The following is a 21,376-nucleotide window of genomic DNA, read 5'->3' on the forward strand; positions in this document are numbered from 1 at the left end:
TGCGGCTCTTTTGATCCAGAAGTTAAATATATCACCCGATTGCGGCGTCTTTCACATCGCTGTCGATATATGGCAGATACTGCCCGAAATTCTCTGCAAACATCCCAACCAATTTGGCGGCCTGGCGATCGTACGCCTCGGGATTATCCCATGTGCGGCGCGGGTCCAGCAGGATGTCAGGCACACCAGCAACGGATACAGGCACCTCGAAGCCAAAGTTCTTGTCTTTGCGATACTCAACATCCGCCAGCGCGCCTTCGAGGGCTGCGGTGAGCAAGGCGCGGGTGGCTTTAATTGGCATACGGCTGCCGGTGCCATAAGCGCCCCCTGTCCAACCGGTATTTACCAACCAGCATGTCGCGCCATGTTGGGCGATCTTTTCGCGCAAAAGGTTGCCGTAAACTTCGGGGCGGCGCGGCATGAACGGCGCGCCAAAGCAGGTTGAAAACGTCGGTTCCGGTTCGGTCACGCCCCGTTCAGTGCCCGCCACCTTTGAGGTGAAACCGGACAGAAAGTGATACATCGCCTGCGCTGGTGTCAGCCGGGCGATTGGGGGCAGGACACCAAAGGCATCACAGGTCAGCATTATGATGTTCTTGGGGTGGCCGCCCACCGACTTTGTCGATGCGTTAGAGATATAGTGCAACGGATAGGCGCAGCGCATATTGGCCGTCAGGCTGTCATCCCCGAAATCCAGTTGCTTGGTCTCTTCGTCATAGACCATGTTTTCGATGATGGTGCCGAATTTCTCTGTTGTGGCATAGATCTCCGGTTCTGCTTCGCGGCTAAGGTTGATCGTTTTGGCATAACAGCCGCCCTCAAAGTTGAAGGTGCCGTTGTCAGACCAGCCATGTTCATCGTCGCCGATCAGCGTGCGACCCGGATCGGCGGACAAAGTAGTCTTGCCGGTTCCAGAAAGTCCAAAGAAAACAGCGGTGTCGACAGGATTACCGGTCGCGTGGTTGGCAGAGCAATGCATCGGCATGATGCCTTTTTCAGGCAGCAAATAGTTCAACAAAGTGAAAACAGACTTCTTGTTTTCGCCGGCGTATTCGGTGCCACCGATTAAGATCATCTTGCGGTCAAAATTCATCGCGATGACGGTCTCTGACCGGCAATCATGTTTGGCAGGATCCGCTTTGAAACTGGGACAGTTAATCACTGTGAAGTCTGCGATGAATTCATCCAATGCCTCGCGATCTGGCCGCCGCAGCATTGTGCGAATGAACAACCCATGCCACGCCAATTCGGTGATCATGCGTACGTTTATCGCGTATTTGGGGTCAGCCCCGCCAACCAAATCCTGAACAAAATAATCGCCGCCCTGCATATGCGCGAGCATATCACCGTAAAGTGCATCAAATCCGGCGGGTGACATTTCAGCGTTGTTTTCCCACCAAATTGTCTCGGCTACGCTGTCCGTTTTGACGACATGTTTGTCCTTTGGCGACCGCCCCGTGAATTTGCCCGTCGTCACCAGAAACGCACCGCCATTGCCCAACGTGCCCTCACCGCGCTTTAGCGCAGTTTCAATGAGCGCAGGTGCCATCAGATTGTAATAGACATTGCCCAACCCGTTGATCTGTTGATCTTCAAGGCGAAACTGCGGGTTTACCCGGCCAGATGTCATATTCTGTCTCCTGTACTGCGCAGTTTTAGGCGCAAGTCTTGCTTGAACGGGCTGGTTTGCCCTTGGCCAACCTGGCCCTAAAGCGGGTCTTAGCACGAGGGTTTGAGCTATGAACAGCCAGCTTTAATGCAGTTAGCGCCACCATAGCGATCTTTGGCCTCTCTGGTGTCTCATAGTCTGCTGTTGCATAAATTATTGACTTCACCAGTGGTGAGAAAGTGCGGCAATTTAGCCATTAATAACCAAATTGTGGCGAAAATAGGGAGGTAGCTGCGGCTGATTCGCACTTAAAGATTGATTCGGCGACCAATTATGGTGATCAATGACGAAAAATAAAAAACGTTAATTGAGCAGAAAAAAGGAAACAGGCAATGTCGAAAATAGCATTGGTGGACGACGACAGGAACATCCTGACGTCCGTCGCGATGACTCTCGAAGCCGAAGGTTTCGAGGTGGAAACTTATAATGATGGTCAAGCAGCGCTAGACGCGTTTAACAAACAGCTGCCCGATATGGCGGTTCTGGACATCAAGATGCCACGCATGGACGGCATGGATTTGTTGCAGCGGTTGCGCCAGAAGACCGCCATGCCAGTAATCTTTTTGACCTCCAAAGATGATGAGATTGACGAAGTCCTGGGCCTGCGTATGGGGGCGGATGATTACGTCAAAAAGCCATTTAGCCAGCGCTTGCTGGTTGAACGCATTCGCGCTTTGCTGCGCCGACAAGATGCGGTTGAAACCAATGAAGTTGGGGACACCGAAGAAACCAAAGTGATGGACCGCGGTGAGTTGCGGATGGACCCCTTGCGTCATTCTGTTTCATGGAAAGGCAATGATGTTTCCCTGACAGTCACGGAATTTCTACTGCTTCAGGCCCTGGCCCAGCGTCCCGGCTTTGTTAAATCACGTGATCAGTTGATGGACGTGGCCTATGACGATCAAGTTTATGTGGATGACCGCACCATCGACAGCCACATCAAGCGTCTGCGCAAGAAGATGCGCACAGCGGATGATGAATTCTCAGCGATTGAGACACTTTACGGTATCGGCTACAGATATAACGAAGAGTAAGTAGCGCCGATGGCGATTGTGGAAAGGAACTTTGTGCGGGATCTGGCCCAAACCACGCGGGACGGTGATGTTGTGCTGGGCGACGATTGGGTCGCGCCGCATGCGGCCGTGCCTGATGAGATGCGAGTGCATCGTGAACGGCGCGGTCTGTTTTCGCTGCGGGCCTCGCCGCTGACGCGAAAGATTATCACGTTCAACCTAATCGCCCTGAATGTGCTGGTTGCCGGCATTCTGTATCTCAATTCTTCGAGAGACTCGCTTGCGGTTCAACGGGGGGCTTCGCTGGTTTCAGAAGCTGAATTGATTGCGGATGTGCTTGAGGCGCAATTGCCTGCCGGTGCACCCGTAAATCTAGCTACCAAGGACGGTATTGATGTCGAAGCGACACTCAATGGTCTCGACCTGCGCAGTGGGATCGAGGTCTTTGTTTTTGACGCGGCTGAAACGTTGGTTGCGATCTCTGAGGGGCGCTTGGCATTGGAAAAAACGCCTGGTGTACCTGATACAGGAAATCCGACCGTTCTGACCGATGGACTGAGCTGGGTGTGGAATTTGGTTTCCAGCCCTTTCAGCGGGGCAGAGGATGCACCGGTCGGTGAACCTATGGAAACTCAGCTCAAAGCCTTGGTCGCAGGCAGCCTGAAAAACGGTACACAGATCGAGTACAAGCTGGACACGTCCGGCAACACTTTGTTTACAGTGATGACCCCCATCATGCAGGGCGGTCAGGCCGTGGGTGTGGTCGCCATTGCTTCTGCCGCGGGTGAGATCGACAAATTTGTGCGCAGTGAACGGGAACGCGTCTTGCAAATGTTTGTCATCGCGACACTGGTCTCGATTGGCCTTAGTCTTGTCTTGGCATCAACCATCGCGAATCCACTTGCTGATCTTTCTGCGGCGGCGGAGTTGGGCCGTGACAAGGATGCCCGCAAAATGAATCCCGGACGCATTCGAATTCCTGATCTGACGGCCCGCCCGGATGAGATTGGTCGATTGTCAGGCGCATTGCGCGGTATGGTTTCAGCGCTCTACAACCGCATCGACGGGAACGAACAATTTGCAGCGGACGTGGCCCACGAAATTAAGAACCCTCTCGCCTCACTGCGGTCTGCTGTTGGCACGCTGCGGATGATCAAGCGTGAAGACCAACGTAACAAACTGCTTGATGTCATCGACCACGATGTGCGGCGGCTGGACCGTTTGGTCAGCGATATTTCGAACGCCTCGCGCCTTGATTCAGAATTGGTCAAGGAAGAAGAAGAACCATTTGATTTGCTGCATATGCTTGGCAACCTTGGCCAGTACCTGGGTGAAGATGCCAAGGGCAAGGGCATTGATTTCATCACCGATCTGCCGTCCTCGCCGATCATCGTGCATGGGCTGGAGGCGCGGTTGGCTCAGGTGTTCGTAAATCTGATCACCAATGCTATCTCGTTTTGTGAAGATGGCGATGCAATTCGTGTGTGGGCGCGCAAACGTGAGAACCGTGTTCTGATCGTCGTTGAGGACACAGGCCCCGGCATTCCGGAACAGGCGTTGTCAAAGATATTCAAGCGTTTCTATTCCCAGCGCCCGGACGAGCATTTTGGCAATAACTCCGGCCTTGGCCTTGCGATCTCAAAACAGATCGTCGAAGCGCATGGCGGTGTAATCTGGGCCGAAAACATTCGCCCCACAGACGCTGACATCACGTCCGAGCCACTGGGTGCACGGTTTGTCGTCGGCCTGCCCATCTAAGCGCGTGAGCAAACGCCGCAGTATGCAATGACGCAGCGCACTGAAATCATGCATGCGACGACCGTTTCAATCACTGGCAAGGGCGTGCTGATTGTGGGGCCGTCGGGCTGCGGGAAATCTTCGCTGGCTGTGCAGTTGATTGCGCTGGGTGCGGGGTTGGTCGCAGATGATCGCACGCAGATCGACCTTGATGGTGCCGGGGCACTGACCGCAACCGCGCCTGACGCAATTCGCGGGTTGATCGAGGCGCGGGGCATTGGATTGCTCCGTGCGGAGTATGTCGGTTCAACGGCTCTGCAACTGGTCGTTGACCTTTCACAGTGCGAAGAACAGCGGCTGCCTGATGCCCATGTTTATTCAGTTCTTGGCATACCACTGCGCTGCCTTTACGCCGCACCTAGCCCGCATTTTGCAGCAGGGATTTGGCTTTATGTGCAGGGCACCCTAGATATGCCTCTATGAAAGAGCCCGAAACACCTCAAGACCCAAAGATGGATCCAGAACGCCGTCGCTTTGTGCTTGTAACGGGGCCGTCCGGTGCGGGGCGGTCTTCCGCGCTGAATGTGCTTGAAGATGCCGGGTTTGAGGCGATTGACAATCTGCCCCTGCGGCTATTGCCCGCGTTGCTGGATGGGCCTGCGCAGGAGCGATCTGTGGCGTTGGGCATTGATGCGCGTAACCGCGACTTTTCGACAAATGGTGTGCTGGACCTTTTGGGACAGCTGTCGGCCCGTGAGGGGCTGATGGTTGAATTGCTCTATATGGATTGTTCGACTGACGTGCTGTTGCGGCGGTTCTCTGAAACGCGACGCCGGCATCCTCTTGCCCCTGCGGATCGCCCAGCAGAGGGTATTCGCCGCGAACAAGACATGTTGTTGCCCATTCGTGCCCGCGCCGACGTTCTGATCGACACAACCAACCTGAACGTGCACGAACTGCGTGCCGAGGTCGAGCATTGGTTTGCCCCGACCGGTAAGCATCATTTGACCATCTCTGTACAGTCGTTTTCCTACAAACGTGGCCTGCCGCGCAGTGTTGACATGGTCTATGATTGCCGGTTCTTGCGGAACCCTTATTGGGACAACAGCTTGCGTGGGCTCAATGGAACTGACCCGCAAGTGGCAACCTATGTCAGCCAAGATCCCAGATACGACGCTTTTGCCAGCAAGGTGCTTGAGCTCAGCGCGCTTTTGTTGCCGGCCTTTCGCGATGAGGGAAAATCGCATGTTTCAATCGCGTTTGGGTGTACCGGCGGACAACATCGTTCCGTCACATTGGCAGAACAGCACGCATTGAGCCTTGCAGAACAGGGCTGGCAGGTGTCAATAAGACATCGCGAGCTGGACCGCCAGCACCCGGTAAAGGCAGTGACGTGATCGGAATTGTGATAGTTGCACATGGTGGATTGGCACAGGAATATCTGTCGGCCATTGAACATGTTGTGGGGTCCCAGATTGGGGTTCGGGCCATCTCTATTGAGGCAGACCATGACCGCGCCGCAAAGGAACGCGAAATATGTGTCGCCGCGGACGAGGTCGATCAGGGATCGGGCGTTGTGGTGGTGACGGACCTGTTTGGCGGGTCGCCGTCCAACCTTAGCTTGCTCGCCTGCCGTCCCGAAAACCGGCGAATTATTTATGGTGCAAACTTGCCAATGCTGATCAAGCTTGCGAAATCCCGGCAAATGGATGTTCCAGATGCGGTTCGCGCGGCACTTGAAGCAGGCAAGAAATACATCGACAGCCAAAATGTCAGCGCAGGTTAAAAGGCCCAAAACGAATGACTGATATCTCTCTCAAGATCGTGAATGAAAAAGGGTTGCATGCGCGCGCTTCGGCCAAATTGGTTGAAGTGGTCGAAGCATTTGACGCCCGCGCTGAGGTCAGCAAAGATGGCATGTCCGCGTCTGGTGACAGTATCATGGGGCTTTTGATGTTGGCAGCCGCACGGGGGAGCACTATTGACGTCCAAACGTCTGGCCCGGACGAAGTTGCTTTGGCAGAAGCATTGACAGCGCTTGTCGCGGACAAATTCGGCGAAGGCTTCTAGGAAACTGAATACGGTCTGAAAGAGGTGATCCCGCTTGGTTGATGAGACAAATGAGACGAAAGCGGACGCAGGTATGGCACCTGATCATGGGACTGTGTCCTTCAATAAGTACGACCGCCGCAGTCTGTCTTATGCCTCCACTTTTCAGGATCCGATCAAATCGCGGATTATCAGCGCGATGGAGCTTTGCACCGGCAAACTGACAATCCTGCGCATGATCCGCAAATTTGAAAAACGCGGCGCGCCGTCAGGCCAGCATTTTTGGCGTGCTGCCCTCGATACCATGGGGATTGACCTGACCACGCCGCAATACCAACTGGACCGAATTCCCAAAACGGGGCCCGTTGTTGTGGTTGCAAATCATCCGCACGGCATGGTTGACGGAATGATTTTTGCAGATCTGATTGGACGCGTCCGACCTGATTACCGAATTCTGACGCGTTCCTTGTTGACGTCAATTGATGAGGTCGCAGGCAGCTATATGATTCCAGTGCCATTTCCTCATGATCCTGATGCCCAGCGCAAAGGCGTGGAAATGCGAGCCAATGCAATGGCTTATCTCAAAGAAGGTGGGGTCGTGGCTTTGTTTCCCTCTGGTGTCGTCGCAACCTCAGAGACTTGGTTTGGTCCTGCTGTTGAAGCGGAATGGAATGTGTTTACCGCCAAAATGATCCGCCGATCGGGGGCAAGCGTGGTGCCGATGAAATTTCCCGGTCAGAACAGCAGGGCCTATCAGATCGCAAATAAACTTAGCCCCATGCTGCGCCAGGGTTTGCTGTTGCATGAGATTGTTCACAGTTGCAACAAACCTCAGGCACCGATTGTGGGGCACCCCATTGCGCAGGAAGACATCGACAAACATGCCGATGATCCACGCGGGTTCATGGCCTGGTTGCGGACGCAAACCTTGGCATTAAAGGACTAATTTCGACCTCGAACCTTTCCCGAGGTCTTGGAAAATTGATGCAACGGGGCGCCCGAAAAAATCAGCGTGTTGGTACCGGAACATCGCCCCGATAGTCATAAAATCCGCGTTGGGTTTTCCGGCCCAGCCATCCCGCCTCGACATATTTGGTCAAAAGTGGGCAAGGGCGATATTTTGTATCCGCAAGCCCGTCGTGCAGAACGTTCATAATGGCCAGGCAGGTGTCCAACCCGATAAAATCTGCCAACTCAAGCGGTCCCATCGGATGGTTCGCGCCCAATTTCATAGAATCGTCGATAGATTTCACATTCCCGACCCCTTCATACAGGGTGTAAACCGCTTCGTTTATCATCGGCATCAGGATGCGGTTGACGATAAAGGCAGGAAAATCTTCTGCGGAGGCGGCCGTTTTGTTCAGCCGGTCAACAACTTGTTTGCAGGCGTTAAAGGTTTGCTCATCCGTGGCGATACCGCGGATCAGCTCCACCAGCTGCATCACCGGCACGGGGTTCATAAAGTGGAATCCCATGAACTTTTCTGGCCGGTCGGTGCGGCTGGCCAATCTGGTGATTGAGATTGAAGACGTGTTTGAGGTCAGAATTGTCTCAGGCTTCAAATGGGGCAACAGGTCTTCGAAAATGGCCTGCTTGACCGTTTCACGTTCAGTGGCGGATTCGATGATCAGATCACATTGACCCAATTCAGAAAGCGTTTGGGTGGTGGTGATCCGGGCAAGCGCTGAGTCACGCTCTGATGCAGTGATTTTTTCGCGGCTGACCTGACGGTCCATGTTGCCGGTCATGATCTCAATGGCCTTGGTCAAGGCGTCGGCACTGACGTCAGACAACATGACATCATATCCAGCCAAAGACATCACGTGGGCGATGCCATTGCCCATTTGACCTGCTCCAACGACCCCGACTGACTGGATGTTCATGGCTGCGCCCTTTGCTGCTACCTGTGCACAATAAGGTGCGTGGGGGTTCAGCCGCAAGGGCGTGGATTGGCTAAAAGGTGCATCAAAATCGCTCATTAAGGGAATCGCAGGACCCAGTGCTGCATCTTGGTGGTGGGTGAGTTAATAAGGTGGGTGAGATGACCTATGACGCGTTGGGGCCGGGGGCCCTTGACTATTTGCCGTGCAGATACGGCAATTCAAAATTACTGTTCCGTGGGCCAAGACGTGATTTGGACGCGCCGTATCTGGCGTTCATTGGCGGCACTGAAACCTACGGGAAATTTATCGGACAGCCATTTCCTGCTCAGGTGGAGAAAACCATCGGCACGACCTGTGCCAATTTCGGTTTTCCAAATGCCGGGATTGACGCATTTGCGCATGATCCATTCGTGGTAAATGCGGCGGTCAAGGCCAAGATCACTGTGATCCAGGTGCTTGGCACGCAGAACATGACCAACAGATTCTACACGGTCCATCCGCGGCGGAATGATCGGTTTGTTTCTGCATCGCAGTTGCTGAGCACGATTTACCGCGAGGTGGATTTTGCAGATTTTCACTTTAACAAACACATGCTCAACCGGCTAATGCTGGTGTCGCCGGACAGGTTCGCAACAGTGCGCACCGAACTGCAGCAGGCCTGGCTGGCGCGGATGCGGCTGATGCTGGGGCAGATCAAAGGCAAGACGATCTTGTTGTGGCTTTCTGATCATGCACCGCAGTCCTGCGATGAAAATGATGATCAAAATTTGGGCACCGATCCGCTTTTTGTCACGCGAGAGATGATGGATGAAATTTCGCCGTATGCTACCAAAGTGGTCGAGGTTGTTGCGTCGCCAGAGGCAATTTCAGCAGGCACAACTGGCATGGTATTTAGCCAGATGGAGGCAATGGCCGCTGCGCAAATGATGGGGCCGGGTGCCCATGCAGAGGCGGCTGATATGTTGATCGAGGCGATCAATAGGTTGGTATGAACGCATAAGGCCCGCCGTGCGAGGCGGGCCTTATGTCACGTTTCTAGGACGTGTTCCTTTATCAAGAACTACAGTTTTTCGATGAGCTCGGGCACGGCTGTAAACAGGTCCGCAACCAGACCAAAATCGGCAACCTGAAAGATTGGCGCTTCTTCGTCTTTGTTGATGGCGACGATGATCTTGCTGTCTTTCATGCCGGCCAAGTGCTGGATCGCACCTGAAATACCGACCGCTACATAAAGATCAGGGGCGACGACTTTGCCCGTTTGACCAACCTGCCAGTCGTTCGGGGCGTAGCCGGAATCGACGGCGGCACGGGATGCGCCAACAGCAGCACCCAGTTTGTCAGCCAGTTTTTCGATCAGCGCGAAATCATCTTCTGACCCAACACCGCGACCACCGGACACAACTACGCCCGCCGATGTAAGCTCGGGACGGTCAGATGCTGCGACCTTGTCTTCCACCCATTCTGACAGACCGGGGTTTGCGACGGCACTTATGGTTTCAATAGGAGCAGATCCGCCATCCCCCGCTGCATCGAATGTAGATGTGCGAAAGGTAATGACCTTTTTTGCGTCTTTTGATTTGACGGTTTGCACGGCGTTACCGGCATAGATCGGACGCTCGAATGTGTCGGCATCCACAACACCTGAGGCGTCAGAGATGACCTGCACGTCCAGCAACGCCGCGACGCGGGGCATCACGTTTTTTGCGTCTGTCGTGGCCGGGGCGACGATGTGATCGTAATCACCTGCCAGCGATACAATTAACGCGGCTGTTGATTCCGCCAGACGGTGACCCAAGGACGGGTCTTCTGCGACCAGCACCTTGGACACGCCATCAATCTTGGCGGCGGCTTCGCCAGCGGCAGCGGCAGAACCACCACAGCACAGTGCAGTCACGTCACCCAATTGCTTGGCGGCGGTCACAGCCTTGGCCGTGGCATCCATGGCCAATTCGCCGTCAGTTACTTCTGCAAGGAGTAGAACAGCCATTACACAGCCCCCGCTTCTTTGAGTTTCGCGACCAATTCGTCAACCGATGCCACTTTGATGCCAGCAGCACGCGCTTCTGGTTCGACTGTCTTAACAATCTCAAGACGGTTAGACGCATCAACGCCGTAATCCTCGGGCGTTTTTTCATCCAACGGCTTCTTCTTTGCCTTCATGATGTTGGGCAGGGACGCATAGCGTGGCTCATTCAGGCGCAGATCAACGGTGACAACGGTTGGCATCGTCACTTTGATGGTCTGCAGGCCGCCGTCCACTTCACGTGTGACCACGGCGTGATCACCGTCAATGGTAACCTCAGAAGCAAAACTTGCCTGCGACCAGCCCAGCAACGCAGACAGCATTTGCCCTGTCGCGTTCATGTCGTTGTCGATGGCTTGTTTGCCCGTCAGGACCAGACCCGGTTTCTCTTCGTCCACAATTGCCTTGAGGATTTTGGCAACTGCCAGCGGCTCAATGTCGTTGTGCACATCATCTGTTGCCACAACAAGAATGGCCCGGTCCGCACCCATGGCCAACGCCGTACGCAGCGTTTCCTGGCTTTGCTTGACGCCAATGGAAACAACGACGATCTCGTCGGCTTGACCTGCCTCTTTCAGGCGGATGGCCTGTTCGACAGAAATCTCGTCGAAGGGGTTCATCGACATTTTCACATTGGCAAGATCAACACCCGATCCGTCCGCTTTTACGCGCACTTTCACGTTGTAATCGATCACGCGTTTGACAGGTACCAATACCTTCATGGGCGTTCTTCTCCTCAATTCTTGGTGCCGGAAGTCCGGCATTCCGAAACTCTCGTTGGGTGATATAACGTTCAGGTGCGGTGAAACAGGGGAAAATCGTCATTATTGCGCGACATTGCGCCACGAACGTAACGTCCGGAATATTGTTAGCGCCACCTTTGCTCCGCCTTTTGTGCAACAAGGAGAATGACATGGAAAAGGTTTTGGGATTCGGCGGGTTTTTCTTTCGGTCGGGAGACCCGCAATCGCTGGCCAAATGGTACAATGATCATCTTGGTATTGATCTTGTCCCCACAGATGCTGAGAGCCTTCCCTGGATGGCCGAAGGTGGCCCAACAGTTTTCGCGCCATTTGCGGCAGATACAGATTATTTCCCGGCTGACAAATCGTTCATGCTTAATTTCCGGGTTGCCGATCTGGAGGCGATGATGCGGCAGCTAGATCAGGCAGGCATTGCCGTGAAACGGCTGGATGATATGCCGGGCATCGGTAAATTTGCGCATCTCAGTGACCCGGAAGGCAACGCTATTGAGCTTTGGGAACCCGTTGCGCCTTGATACCTAGCCGATTTTGCATGCTCACGCGTTTAGGTTATGCACAGCGTTCAGCGGTTAGCGCCCGGAACCCACAGCACATCATCCTTGCCGCCGTTATTTGCCATGCGCGCGGCGACAAAGAACCAATCGCTCAGTCGGTTGAGGTACTTTACCGCCGATGGATTGATTGCCTCATCTTCTGCAAGAAGCACCGCCAAGCGTTCGGCGCGTCGCGCCACGGTGCGGCAAACGTGCAGATGCGCTGCCAATGCATTGCCACCTGGTAAAATAAAGCTGCGCAGTGGCTGCAGATCGGCGTTCATCACGTCAATCTCGCGCTCAAGCCGGTCAACTTGCTCGGCAGCCATACGCAGGGGCGGGTATTCCGCATCTTTGTCCGCGTCCATGTTGGGGCGGCACAGATCGGCACCCAGATCAAAGAGATCGTTTTGAATGCGGGATAATGCAATGTCGGTTTCCCCGGTCGCCTCAAGCCGTGCAACGCCAACAAAACAGTTCAACTCATCCGAAGTGCCATAGGCTTCGACCCGCGCATTATGCTTGGCGACGCGCTCACCATTGCCCAAAGCGGTTGTCCCTGCGTCCCCTGTGCGGGTGTAGATTTTGTTAAGAACAACCATCAACCGGCAGCCTTGCGCAGGTAGACATAAGCCACGATTAACACCACCGCGATGAACTGCGTGATCAAGCGCAACCGCATGATTTTGTTGGCATTGCGCTTGTTAAACGCGCCGCCTCCGGCGAAACCGCCAAGGCCAAACATCAGAACCACAACAACCAGCAAAACGGCCAGCACGACAATGACAAACAGGGGATCAGAGGGCATAAGACTATCCTTTGTTGCCCGCAGATGTAGCGGGCAAGCGCCATTGCGCAACCTTTTTTAGCGACCCAGTACCCAATCCAGCGTCTTTGTCGGCAGAATGCGGCGCAATACACCAGCAATATGGGTGGGGGTTGTGACGTAATAGCGCGCCTTGGGATGGCGCACTTCGACCGCATGGGCCAGTTTTTTGACCACAGCATCTGCGGGCAATTCAAACCGGTCCGGACCAGACGATTCGTAAAGACGCTTGTTCAGCGTTGTCTGATACTGCTCGGCGCGGGTTGATGATTTCCAGTCAATCCAGCGTTCATAATGCGGGATCGAATTCACCCGGATTTTTGACGTGATGGGGCCCGGTTCAATCAAGATCACGTCGATATCGGTATCGCGCATTTCGATGCGCAGGGTATCGGTCAGCCCTTCAAGGGCGAATTTGGTCGCGTTATAGGCACCGCGCCAAGGCATGGTTACGAACCCTAGGACAGAAGAACATTGCACAATTCGACCGTGCCCCTGTTTGCGCATCACAGGGATCAAAGCACGGGTCAGCGTGTGCCAGCCAAAAAAGTTGCTCTCGAATATTTCGCGCAAAGCTGCGGTGGGCAAATCTTCGACTGCTCCGGGCAACCCGTGTGCGCCATTATTGAATACTGCGTCCAATGTGCCGCCCGTTTGCGCCAGCACATGGGCAATGGCCTCGTGAATGGTGTCCTCATCGGTGTAGTCCAACAGGGGCGCGTCGAACCCTTCTACGGCAAGGCGGTCACAATCGGCCTGTTGCTTGCATGCCGCGAATACCCGCCAGCCCCGTGCGCGCAGGCCATGGGCCGCGGCATAGCCGATGCCACTTGAACAGCCGGTGATCAGGATGGATTTAGCAGACATAAAAAAGGTCCCCAAGTTGGAGACCTTTCATTGCGCGTCATCGCGCGAAACACAACAAGCATTGCGGGTTTTCAACGGATCAACGGGAGCTTAACCGCCCACCAAAAGGAAATCCGCCATCCATCCTTCGGGGCCGCCATCAAGGGTGCGCATCTTGACCCAGCCGTCCCCGTTGTCTTGCAATACTTCCACTGCGTCACCGCGCACCAATTTGGTAACGACGTCGAAATCTGTGCCCGGCCCGCCCCGCACGTTCACCCGGTTTGCAGACACAGTACGCACATCCCCCACAACCGATGATGCAAAATTTGCAGATTGATCAGCCGCCACGCCTTCGTTCGGAGCAATCAGGCTGGGAATGATCGCAGGGGTGTCGGCGGATGACAGCAAGACACCTACGTTTTGAGGTACACCATTTTCGTCTTGTGCCGAAACTTCACGTGCCGGCTCGGTGGGGTCTGCTTCTTTCAGAACATCCTGCAAAGATGTCAGGTTCAGGGCCACACGTGTTACGGTGTTATCGAGCGGTGGATCGGTGTCCACGAACGTGACAGGTGCCTCGGCGATAACAGTATCGGTCGGTATCTCTTGCGCTATCTCGGTCTGAACGGGCGTTTGGGTTTCTGCGACAGGGTTCAATCTGGCCATACGCACACTTGCTGGTTCAAACTCAGCGCCGCCGCTCATTTCATAGAACGCCCAACCCAGAAAACCAAAAGTGACTAAAATAAATTTCTTCATTACCGAACCCCAGAACATCTAATTTGGAATCTAACACAAAACTCGTTCAAATGTTCCAATAGCAAATTGTTAATTTTTTGTGCAGGGGGAATTGTAATAAACTCTTCCCGTGGCAGGGCAGCCGCAGTTGGTCGTCGGCTTTGCATAAAGGGTGCAATCATCCGCTTGCCGCCTGTCGCGCCCTTGGCTACACAGCAGCAATGTCAGAACTCAGTGATCCGCCCAACATGGACCCAAAAGAGGTGTCCGAACCCCTGCGCCTCGCGCTGGGTGATCGCTATCTGACATATGCGCTTTCGACGATTATGCACCGCGCCCTGCCGGATGCGCGTGACGGGCTCAAGCCTGTTCACCGCCGAATCCTCTATGCAATGCGCGAATTGCGATTGGCCTCTGATGGGGGCTTCCGCAAGTCGGCAAAGATCAGCGGCGATGTGATGGGTAACTATCACCCGCATGGCGACGCAGCGATTTACGACGCCATGGCGCGCTTGGCCCAGGACTTTAACGTGCGGTATCCGCTGGTCGATGGGCAAGGGAACTTTGGCAACATCGACGGCGATAACCCCGCCGCAAGCCGGTATACCGAAGCACGCATGACGGCTGTGGCCGAAGCGATGTTGGACGGGCTGACCGAAAACGCCGTTGATTTTCGTGAAAATTATGATGGCACGCTGACCGAACCGGTCGTGCTGCCCGCGCAATTCCCGAACCTGTTGGCAAATGGGTCATCCGGCATTGCAGTTGGGATGGCTACGAATATCCCCCCGCATAATATTGCTGAGCTGTGTGACGCTTGTATCCACCTGATCAAGACGCCCGATGCCCGCGACGACACACTGCTGAATTATGTGCCGGGGCCGGATTTCCCGACAGGTGGCGTGATTGTTGAACCGCCCGAGAATATCGCGTCGGCCTATCGCACCGGGAAAGGTGGATTCCGCCTGCGGTGCCGTTGGGTCGTTGAGGATCTGGGGCGCGGTCTCTGGCAGATTGTCATCACAGAAATCCCCTATCAGGTGCAAAAATCCAAGCTGATCGAAAAGATCGCTGACCTGATCCAGACCAAGAAAATCCCGATCCTTGGGGATGTACGCGACGAATCTGCAGAAGATGTGCGGATGATCATTGAGCCGCGGTCCAAGAATGTGGACCCCGATGTGCTGATGGGCATGCTTTTTCGCAACTCGGATCTTGAGGTGCGGTTTTCGCTGAACATGAACGTGTTGATTGACGGGCTGACGCCCAAAGTCTGCAGCATGAAAGAGGTGCTGCGCGCCTTTCTTGATCACCGCCGTGAGGTGTTGCAACGCCGCTCGATCCACCGTGTGGAAAAGATCGACCATCGTTTGGAAGTTCTGGAAGGCTTCATCGTCGCGTTCCTCAATCTTGATCGGGTGATTGATATTATCCGCTATGATGACGATCCAAAGGCCGCACTGATGCGCGAGGACTGGGGGCTTGATCATGTGCGGGCCCGCGATGAGGCGGATTATGTGTCGCCAGCTCCGGCAACCGAACCTTCGCTGAGCGAGGTGCAGGTCGATGCGATCCTGAACATGCGTCTGCGGTCCTTGCGGCGCTTGGAGGAACTGGAACTGCTGCGCGAACAGTCCGCGTTGATGGAAGAACGTGCCGGACTTGAGGACTTGCTGGAAAGTGACGCCCTGCAATGGAACAGCATCACCGACCAGCTGCGCGAAACCAAAAAACAGTTTGGCAAGGATTGGCATGGTGGTGCACGGCGCACGACATTTGCCGAGGCTGGTGAAGTCGAGGATGTGCCGATTGAGGCAATGATTGACCGTGAACCGATCACCGTCGTGTGCAGCCAGATGGGCTGGATCAGGGCGATGACCGGCCACATTGATCTCAACCGCGAACTGAAATTCAAAGACGGTGACGGGCCGCGATTTATTTTTCATGCCGAAACCACTGACCGGCTACTGGCGTTTGGATCAAACGGGCGTTTTTACACGGTTTCCGCCTCAAACCTTCCGGGTGGGCGGGGGATGGGCGAACCATTGCGCCTGATCGTTGATTTGCCGAACGAGGCCCAGATTGTCGCACTGTTCATTCACCAGCAGGGCCGCAAACTTTTGGTGGCATCCAGTGCAGGCGATGGATTTGTGGTGCCCGAAGACGATGTGATTGCCCAGACCCGCAGCGGCAAGCAGGTGCTGAATGTGCGCGGCGATGTATCCGCACGGGTGTGCCGCCCGGTCAGTGGCGACAGCGTGGCGACAGTGGGCGAGAACCGCAAAGTGTTGGTATTCGGCCTTGATGAACTGCCTGAAATGGGACGGGGCAAAGGCGTGCGTTTGCAGAAATACAAGGACGGTGGGCTGTCTGATGCCACCACCTATGACAGCGCGCAGGGGCTGAACTGGCTTGATCCGGCGGGGCGTACGCGCACAGAGGTGGACTTGGCCGAATGGTCCGGCAAGAGGGCCAGTGCGGGGCGCATGGCCCCTCGTGGGTTCCCGCGTGACAATAAATTCAACTGATTGGGACCCGGCGTCATGAGCGATACGAGTGCGCCGCGCGGCCCTTGGACTGCTGCCAGCCCAAAAATAAAGATTGAGCCGCCGCTGTCTGAGCCGCCAAGGGCCGACGTCATGGTCGTGGATTTTGTCGGCAAACGTGGTGCGCTGTTCTGGCTTGCGCTAAAGACCGGCTTTTTCACCATTCTGACGCTGGGCTTTTATCGGTTCTGGATGAAGACCCGCCTGCGCCGCTGGTATTGGTCGGCTATCCGGCCCGGCGGGCATCCGCTGGAATATGTCGGCGACCCGATGGAAAAGCTGTTGGGGTTCTTTATCGCGGTGGTGATCCTGACGTTCTACATCGGCATCGTGAATTTACTGCTGATGTTTGTCAGCTTTTCGGTCTTTAATTCTTCCTGGTTGGGATATCTGGCGAGCCTTGTCGGGGTGATCCCGATTTGGTTTTACGCCCGTTACCGTGCACGTCGCTATGTGCTGGCGCGGACCCGGTGGCGGGGCGTGCGGTTTGGTTTGGAAAAAGGCGCATGGGGCTATGCGGGACGCGCGCTGCTGCACTGGGCATTGACGATTGTGAGCCTTGGTCTCTTGTGGCCCCGCATGACGTTTCTGTTAGAGAAATACCGCACGGATCGTACCTTTTTTGGGTCTGCAAAGCTGGTGCAGGGCGGGCGGTGGACCATGCTTTACAAGGCGGCGGTCCCGTTTATCATCGCAGTGTTGGCAAGCTTGGGAACGGCGCTTTGGCTTTTGTGGTTTGCGCCAGTCTTGGGCGACATGCCGGAAAACTTTGATGTTTTTCTGGGCCAGTTGGATGCCGTTATTGAGGGGCGAAATGCGGCACTTGGGTTGAACGATCCGATGCGCCTTTGGTTGGTGCCAGTGTGTTTCTCAAGCTTGATCTACGGGGCCATTCATTACCGTTGGGTCGCCAAACGCCTGATGGCAAATCACAAGAGCGCGGATGGTATTGCCTTTGCATCCGCACTGAAAGGACCGCGCATCACCACGATTTATGTGTGGGGCAATTTCATCGCTTATTTGGCGCTGGTCATCGGGATCGGCCTGATGGTTTTTATGGCCGCAGCATTCTTTGGCTATGGCATTCTCCTGTCGCCTGATGCTGCGGGTTCAAGCCCGTTCTCGGACTGGCCACGCTGGCTTTCCCTCGTCTTGCTTGGGGTCATGTATTTGGCTGTCTTTCTGATGTGGGGCGTTTTGCACAATACTTTCGTCACCTTTCCGATCATGCGGCATATGGCGCTGACCACCACGCTGCCAACGACCACCGGAATTGCGAACGTCAGCCAACGCGCGCGTGATGAACTGGCGCAGGCCGAAGGCTTTGCCGAGGCGCTTGATCTGGGAGCCGCGATATGAGTGGCCTGATGCCCGCACGGGCGCATTTTTTCGATGGTGATACGCCGCTGGCTCAACCGGTCCAGCCAATGATTTCCGGCGACATTCTTGAGCTTAGGCTGGACGATGAAACAACGGTTCGTTGGCCACTATCTGAGATCAGGCAACTGCCTGACAACGCAGCAAAAACAAACGCAATCCTGCGATGGGTCAATGATCCAGTGGCGCGGCTGGTGCTGAAAGACCCAAAACTCTTGCGAAGTATACCGCATCTGCACCGTCGCGCGCCGCCGCATGGCCGTGGGCGTCTGGCCGCTTGGGCATTGGCCGCAGTGGGGGCAGTGGCATTGCAAGTCGGCTTTCTGGTCCCGTTACTGGCAGATAATCTTGCGGTTCTGATCCCCGCAGAAGGCGAGCGTGCGCTGGGCGAGGCCACCTTTGGTCATATCCGTGAAGCGCTGGACGAAACCGGATTGAACCCGCTCGAGGTCTGCGAGGCACCCGAAGGCAGCGCCGTACTTGAACATTTGGTCGCAGACCTGAGCGGCAAGCGCGATTTTCGGCAGGATGTGACTGTTTCGGTGCTTGATCACGACATGGTCAATGCCTTTGCTTTGCCCGGTGGGTTTGTAGTGATCTTTCAGGGGCTGATTGATGCGGCGGACGGACCTGACGAAGTTGCCGCTGTGATGGCCCATGAAATCGGCCATGTGATCAGTCGCGATCCGACCCGACATGCATTGCGTTCTGCAGGGTCTATTGGGGTATTGGGTCTACTGTTTGGCGATTTTGCGGGCGGTGCGGCGGTTCTATTCCTGACGGAACGGTTGATCAGCGCACAATATTCCCAAAAAGCGGAAATCGGTGCGGACACGTTCGCGCATGAGGTTTTAGAGCAGGCAGGGATAAACCCCGGTGCGCTGGGTGATATGTTTGCAAATCTGCGCGACAAACATGGCGACAGCAAAGGTGTCGCGGCCCATTTCCTGAGCCATCCGTCGCTGGGCGACCGCATTGATGCAGCCCGCTCAGTGGTCGATCCGGATGCAGAATATGCGCCCTCAATGACCGATGCGGAATGGGGCGCGCTGCAAGAAATCTGCAACTAGACCGGCTCTGCTGTTAGCCAAACGCCCCCTTCGGGCCGCAAGGTCAGGATCATCACAGGTTCCGGTTCTTTGCCTGCCACTGGCGTAAATTTGAAGCGCGACAGCAAGGTCGCCAGAATGATGACCGCTTCTTGCAAGGCAAAGCTGGCCCCGATGCAAATGCGCGGCCCATCACCAAACGGCAGATAGGCATATCGGTCAATCGCTTTGCGGTCGGCAAATCGTTCGGGGCGGAAGGCGTCAGGATCGTCCCACAATAACTCATTCCGACCCAGCGCATAGATCGGGATCATCACTGTATCGCCGGGCAACACTTCGCGATCACACAGCGTGTCTTTTTTCTGCGCGGTGCGCGAGATGATCCCGGCAGCCGGATACATGCGCAGGGCTTCGTCTATGATCATCCGGATATAGGGCAGATTTTCAACGTCATCCCCGGTGGCCGCACGCCCTTGAAGGACCGATTGTGCCTCTTCGCGCGCACGGGTCTGGGCGTCTTGATCAAATCCCATCAAATACATCGACCACGCAAGCGTCAGCGCCGTCGTCTCATGTCCGGCGACGATAAAGGTCAGCAGGTTGTCGCGTAATTCTGCCGTGCTCATTCTGCGATCTGTCTTTGGGTCAACACCTTCGAGCAGAAGATCAAGCAGGTCCGGTACACCCTCGTGGCCGCGCTTTGAGCGTGCCTCAATCGCGCTATCAGCCATGCCTTTCATTTCCTTCAACGCGCTGCCTGACATCAATCTGTCGGGGCGCGGCACCCAATCTGGGAAACCCAAGATATCAAATAGACTGATCTTGCCAGCTTGAGCGATATAGGCGTCGATGGCACCATGCACCTTGTCGCGATCAAATGTATCGCCGCCGGAAAACGTCACATCACCAATCACGTCAAAGGTGGTCGTGACCATTTCATCCAGCAAGTTCACAGCGCGCGGCCCCGCATCAGTGATCCGGGTGCACGCCCGTTCAGCGGCTTTGGTCATGATCGGCGCAAGGTTCATCACGTTGCGGTGCGAAAACACCGGGGCTGCCGCGCGCCGCTGCCAGCGCCAATGCGCCCCTTCAGCGATAAAAAGCGATTCGCCGATGGCAGGTTTGAGCAAGTTCTTTGTCACGACGGATTTCGGATAGTCCTCAAGCCCATCCAGCAGGATATGGCGGATCGCAGCGGTGTCCATCACCATATGCCATCGCTTGCCTGTCTTGCCTGATACCATCGGTTGTTTGGTGGCGATATCGGGTATGATACTCAGCACATTGCGCCGCGCCATACGCAGGCTTTTCAAGATGCCCCACGGTTCAGTGACCAAAGGAACCCGGACGGGATGGGCGGCGTTTGTGGTCATGAGATGTGCTCCTTCATGCTCAACATAGATGCAGTCCGTCCGACTTCAAACGCGGCAATTGATTGCACCCTTGTCGTCGGTGGGGTATCGCGTTTTTGATGTTGTTGCCGTTGGGGGGCTATTAATGAACCGTATTCTTGCTGTCTTGATGTCTGTTGTGATGCTTGCCGCCTGTAATGGAGCCGCCGATTTGAACAAGGCTGCCGTACCTCTGGGTGATTTCAACCTGCAGCACAACATCGCTGTTGCACCCAAAGTGCAAAAAGCGCCGCTTAGCCGTACGGCGTCTGTCGAAGAACTGACAACAGCGCTCACCGATGCAACAGAAGAGCGATTTGGCCGCTACGACGGCGCGCGCAACTATCACTTCGGGATGAGCATTGAAGGCTATGCCCTGGCGCAGCCCGGAATTCCACTGGTCTTTGCACCAAAGTCGATATTGGTCATAAAGCTGACAGTCTGGGATGATGCAAAGAATAAAAAACTGAACACGGAGCCCTACCAGATAACTGTCTTTGAATCCTTTGATCAGGGGCCGGTGGTTGGGTCCGGCTATACCAAGACAGCCGAAGAGCAGCTCAAGAACCTCAGTCAAAATGCAGCCAAAGCCATTGAAACATATTTGATAAAGCAAAATAAGGCCGAAGGCTGGTTCAAAGGTACGCCAGAGGAAGAGGTTGTCGCATCTGTCGCGGCAGAATAGCAATTCAAGGCAAAGAGCGCGGCAAGTCGCGCTTGATTTTATTGCCCGAACCAAATAGATCGCGCGCCAGATAGGTTTGGGTCCTCATGTCAGGGCCCCTCAATATAAAGGGCGGCCCCATGGGTAAGGCAAAGTTTGAACGTAATAAGCCACATGTTAACATTGGTACGATTGGTCACGTTGACCACGGCAAGACGACGCTGACGGCGGCGATCACCAAGTATTTTGGTGACTTTCAGGCGTA

The 21,376-nt window shown here is 55.0% G+C and carries 23 protein-coding genes; 14 read left to right on the plus strand and 9 right to left on the minus strand.

Annotation, left to right across the window (positions count from 1 at the left end; genetic code table 11):
• Positions 1–31: 31 nt before the first annotated feature.
• Entirely contained in the window at positions 32–1,630 is a 1,599-nt protein-coding gene (locus ACEWL3_RS12165) for a phosphoenolpyruvate carboxykinase (RefSeq protein ID WP_386182900.1), read from the minus strand.
• A gap of 371 nt (positions 1,631–2,001) precedes the next feature.
• On the opposite strand from ACEWL3_RS12165, the gene ACEWL3_RS12170 reads away from it, so the two are divergent.
• The 7 genes from ACEWL3_RS12170 to ACEWL3_RS12200 all read left to right on the plus strand — a co-directional run bounded on the left by ACEWL3_RS12170 (position 2,002) and on the right by ACEWL3_RS12200 (position 7,414).
• On the plus strand, positions 2,002–2,703 hold the full coding sequence (locus tag ACEWL3_RS12170) for a response regulator transcription factor (protein WP_114879874.1): 702 nt from the start codon (positions 2,002–2,004) through the stop codon (positions 2,701–2,703).
• Positions 2,704–2,712: 9 nt separating this feature from the next.
• Entirely contained in the window at positions 2,713–4,440 is a 1,728-nt protein-coding gene (locus tag ACEWL3_RS12175) for a sensor N-terminal transmembrane domain-containing protein (protein WP_386182897.1), read from the plus strand.
• Between the two features lie 48 nt (positions 4,441–4,488).
• Entirely contained in the window at positions 4,489–4,902 is a 414-nt protein-coding gene (locus ACEWL3_RS12180; protein ID WP_435000952.1) for an HPr kinase/phosphorylase, read from the plus strand.
• Complete coding sequence (gene rapZ / locus ACEWL3_RS12185; RefSeq protein ID WP_435000954.1) at positions 4,899–5,816, plus strand: RNase adapter RapZ; 918 nt, start codon at positions 4,899–4,901, stop codon at positions 5,814–5,816. Before ACEWL3_RS12180 ends, rapZ begins: the two co-directional genes overlap by 4 nt.
• A complete protein-coding gene (locus tag ACEWL3_RS12190; RefSeq protein ID WP_114879871.1) occupies positions 5,813–6,205 on the plus strand; it encodes a PTS sugar transporter subunit IIA in 393 nt (130 codons plus the stop codon). Before rapZ ends, ACEWL3_RS12190 begins: the two co-directional genes overlap by 4 nt.
• Before the next feature lie 14 nt (positions 6,206–6,219).
• Positions 6,220–6,489, plus strand: coding sequence for an HPr family phosphocarrier protein (locus tag ACEWL3_RS12195; RefSeq protein WP_386182891.1), 270 nt, complete (start codon positions 6,220–6,222; stop codon positions 6,487–6,489).
• Positions 6,490–6,562: 73 nt separating this feature from the next.
• Entirely contained in the window at positions 6,563–7,414 is an 852-nt protein-coding gene (locus tag ACEWL3_RS12200) for a lysophospholipid acyltransferase family protein (RefSeq protein WP_386183210.1), read from the plus strand.
• A gap of 61 nt (positions 7,415–7,475) precedes the next feature.
• Here the strand turns inward: ACEWL3_RS12200 and ACEWL3_RS12205 are convergent, their stop codons facing one another.
• The gene (locus tag ACEWL3_RS12205) at positions 7,476–8,351 is read right to left on the minus strand and encodes a 3-hydroxybutyryl-CoA dehydrogenase (RefSeq protein WP_386182889.1); all 876 of its coding nucleotides are present in this window, start codon (positions 8,349–8,351) and stop codon (positions 7,476–7,478) included.
• Between the two features lie 158 nt (positions 8,352–8,509).
• On the opposite strand from ACEWL3_RS12205, the gene ACEWL3_RS12210 reads away from it, so the two are divergent.
• A complete protein-coding gene (locus tag ACEWL3_RS12210; protein ID WP_386182887.1) occupies positions 8,510–9,343 on the plus strand; it encodes a DUF6473 family protein in 834 nt (277 codons plus the stop codon).
• 68 nt (positions 9,344–9,411) lie between these two features.
• Here ACEWL3_RS12210 and ACEWL3_RS12215 read toward each other — a convergent pair whose 3' ends face one another.
• Together ACEWL3_RS12215 and ACEWL3_RS12220 are read right to left on the minus strand one after the other, a co-directional pair.
• On the minus strand, positions 9,412–10,338 hold the full coding sequence (locus ACEWL3_RS12215; RefSeq protein WP_386182885.1) for an electron transfer flavoprotein subunit alpha/FixB family protein: 927 nt from the start codon (positions 10,336–10,338) through the stop codon (positions 9,412–9,414).
• Complete coding sequence (locus ACEWL3_RS12220) at positions 10,338–11,096, minus strand: electron transfer flavoprotein subunit beta/FixA family protein (RefSeq protein WP_386182883.1); 759 nt, start codon at positions 11,094–11,096, stop codon at positions 10,338–10,340. The genes ACEWL3_RS12215 and ACEWL3_RS12220 overlap by 1 nt, the downstream gene beginning before the upstream one ends.
• Before the next feature lie 191 nt (positions 11,097–11,287).
• On the opposite strand from ACEWL3_RS12220, the gene ACEWL3_RS12225 reads away from it, so the two are divergent.
• The gene (locus ACEWL3_RS12225) at positions 11,288–11,653 is read left to right on the plus strand and encodes a VOC family protein (protein WP_386182881.1); all 366 of its coding nucleotides are present in this window, start codon (positions 11,288–11,290) and stop codon (positions 11,651–11,653) included.
• 47 nt (positions 11,654–11,700) lie between these two features.
• Here the strand turns inward: ACEWL3_RS12225 and ACEWL3_RS12230 are convergent, their stop codons facing one another.
• The 4 genes from ACEWL3_RS12230 to ACEWL3_RS12245 all read right to left on the minus strand — a co-directional run bounded on the left by ACEWL3_RS12230 (position 11,701) and on the right by ACEWL3_RS12245 (position 14,105).
• Positions 11,701–12,273 carry a cob(I)yrinic acid a,c-diamide adenosyltransferase gene (locus ACEWL3_RS12230; RefSeq protein ID WP_386182879.1) on the minus strand — a complete coding sequence of 191 codons (573 nt, stop codon included), beginning with the start codon at positions 12,271–12,273 and terminating at the stop codon, positions 11,701–11,703.
• Positions 12,273–12,479 carry a twin transmembrane helix small protein gene (locus tag ACEWL3_RS12235; protein WP_386182878.1) on the minus strand — a complete coding sequence of 69 codons (207 nt, stop codon included), beginning with the start codon at positions 12,477–12,479 and terminating at the stop codon, positions 12,273–12,275. The genes ACEWL3_RS12230 and ACEWL3_RS12235 overlap by 1 nt, the downstream gene beginning before the upstream one ends.
• A gap of 57 nt (positions 12,480–12,536) precedes the next feature.
• The gene (locus tag ACEWL3_RS12240; RefSeq protein WP_386182876.1) at positions 12,537–13,364 is read right to left on the minus strand and encodes an SDR family NAD(P)-dependent oxidoreductase; all 828 of its coding nucleotides are present in this window, start codon (positions 13,362–13,364) and stop codon (positions 12,537–12,539) included.
• Between the two features lie 90 nt (positions 13,365–13,454).
• Positions 13,455–14,105, minus strand: a complete 651-nt coding sequence (locus tag ACEWL3_RS12245; RefSeq protein ID WP_386182875.1) for an SH3 domain-containing protein — start codon at positions 14,103–14,105, stop codon at positions 13,455–13,457.
• A 200-nt stretch (positions 14,106–14,305) separates the two neighbouring features.
• On the opposite strand from ACEWL3_RS12245, the gene parC reads away from it, so the two are divergent.
• The 3 genes from parC to ACEWL3_RS12260 all read left to right on the plus strand — a co-directional run bounded on the left by parC (position 14,306) and on the right by ACEWL3_RS12260 (position 19,077).
• Positions 14,306–16,612 (plus strand): DNA topoisomerase IV subunit A, encoded by a 2,307-nt coding sequence (gene parC, locus ACEWL3_RS12250; protein ID WP_386182873.1) that lies wholly within the window; start codon positions 14,306–14,308, stop codon positions 16,610–16,612.
• 111 nt (positions 16,613–16,723) lie between these two features.
• Positions 16,724–17,989, plus strand: coding sequence for a DUF898 family protein (locus ACEWL3_RS12255; RefSeq protein WP_386183208.1), 1,266 nt, complete (start codon positions 16,724–16,726; stop codon positions 17,987–17,989).
• A complete protein-coding gene (locus tag ACEWL3_RS12260) occupies positions 17,986–19,077 on the plus strand; it encodes a M48 family metallopeptidase (RefSeq protein WP_386182871.1) in 1,092 nt (363 codons plus the stop codon). The genes ACEWL3_RS12255 and ACEWL3_RS12260 overlap by 4 nt, the downstream gene beginning before the upstream one ends.
• Here ACEWL3_RS12260 and ACEWL3_RS12265 read toward each other — a convergent pair.
• Entirely contained in the window at positions 19,074–20,429 is a 1,356-nt protein-coding gene (locus ACEWL3_RS12265) for a cytochrome P450 (RefSeq protein ID WP_386182869.1), read from the minus strand. The genes ACEWL3_RS12260 and ACEWL3_RS12265 overlap by 4 nt on opposite strands.
• Before the next feature lie 124 nt (positions 20,430–20,553).
• Between ACEWL3_RS12265 and ACEWL3_RS12270 the strand changes: the two genes are divergently transcribed.
• Together ACEWL3_RS12270 and ACEWL3_RS12275 are read left to right on the plus strand one after the other, a co-directional pair.
• Positions 20,554–21,132, plus strand: a complete 579-nt coding sequence (locus ACEWL3_RS12270) for a hypothetical protein (RefSeq protein WP_386182867.1) — start codon at positions 20,554–20,556, stop codon at positions 21,130–21,132.
• Positions 21,133–21,251: 119 nt separating this feature from the next.
• On the plus strand, positions 21,252–21,376 hold a 125-nt coding region (locus tag ACEWL3_RS12275), incomplete at its 3' end, for a GTP-binding protein (RefSeq protein WP_386183206.1).

Source organism: Sulfitobacter sediminivivens, from assembly GCF_042611115.2.
GTDB classification, from domain to species: Bacteria; Pseudomonadota; Alphaproteobacteria; order Rhodobacterales; family Rhodobacteraceae; genus Sulfitobacter; species Sulfitobacter sediminivivens.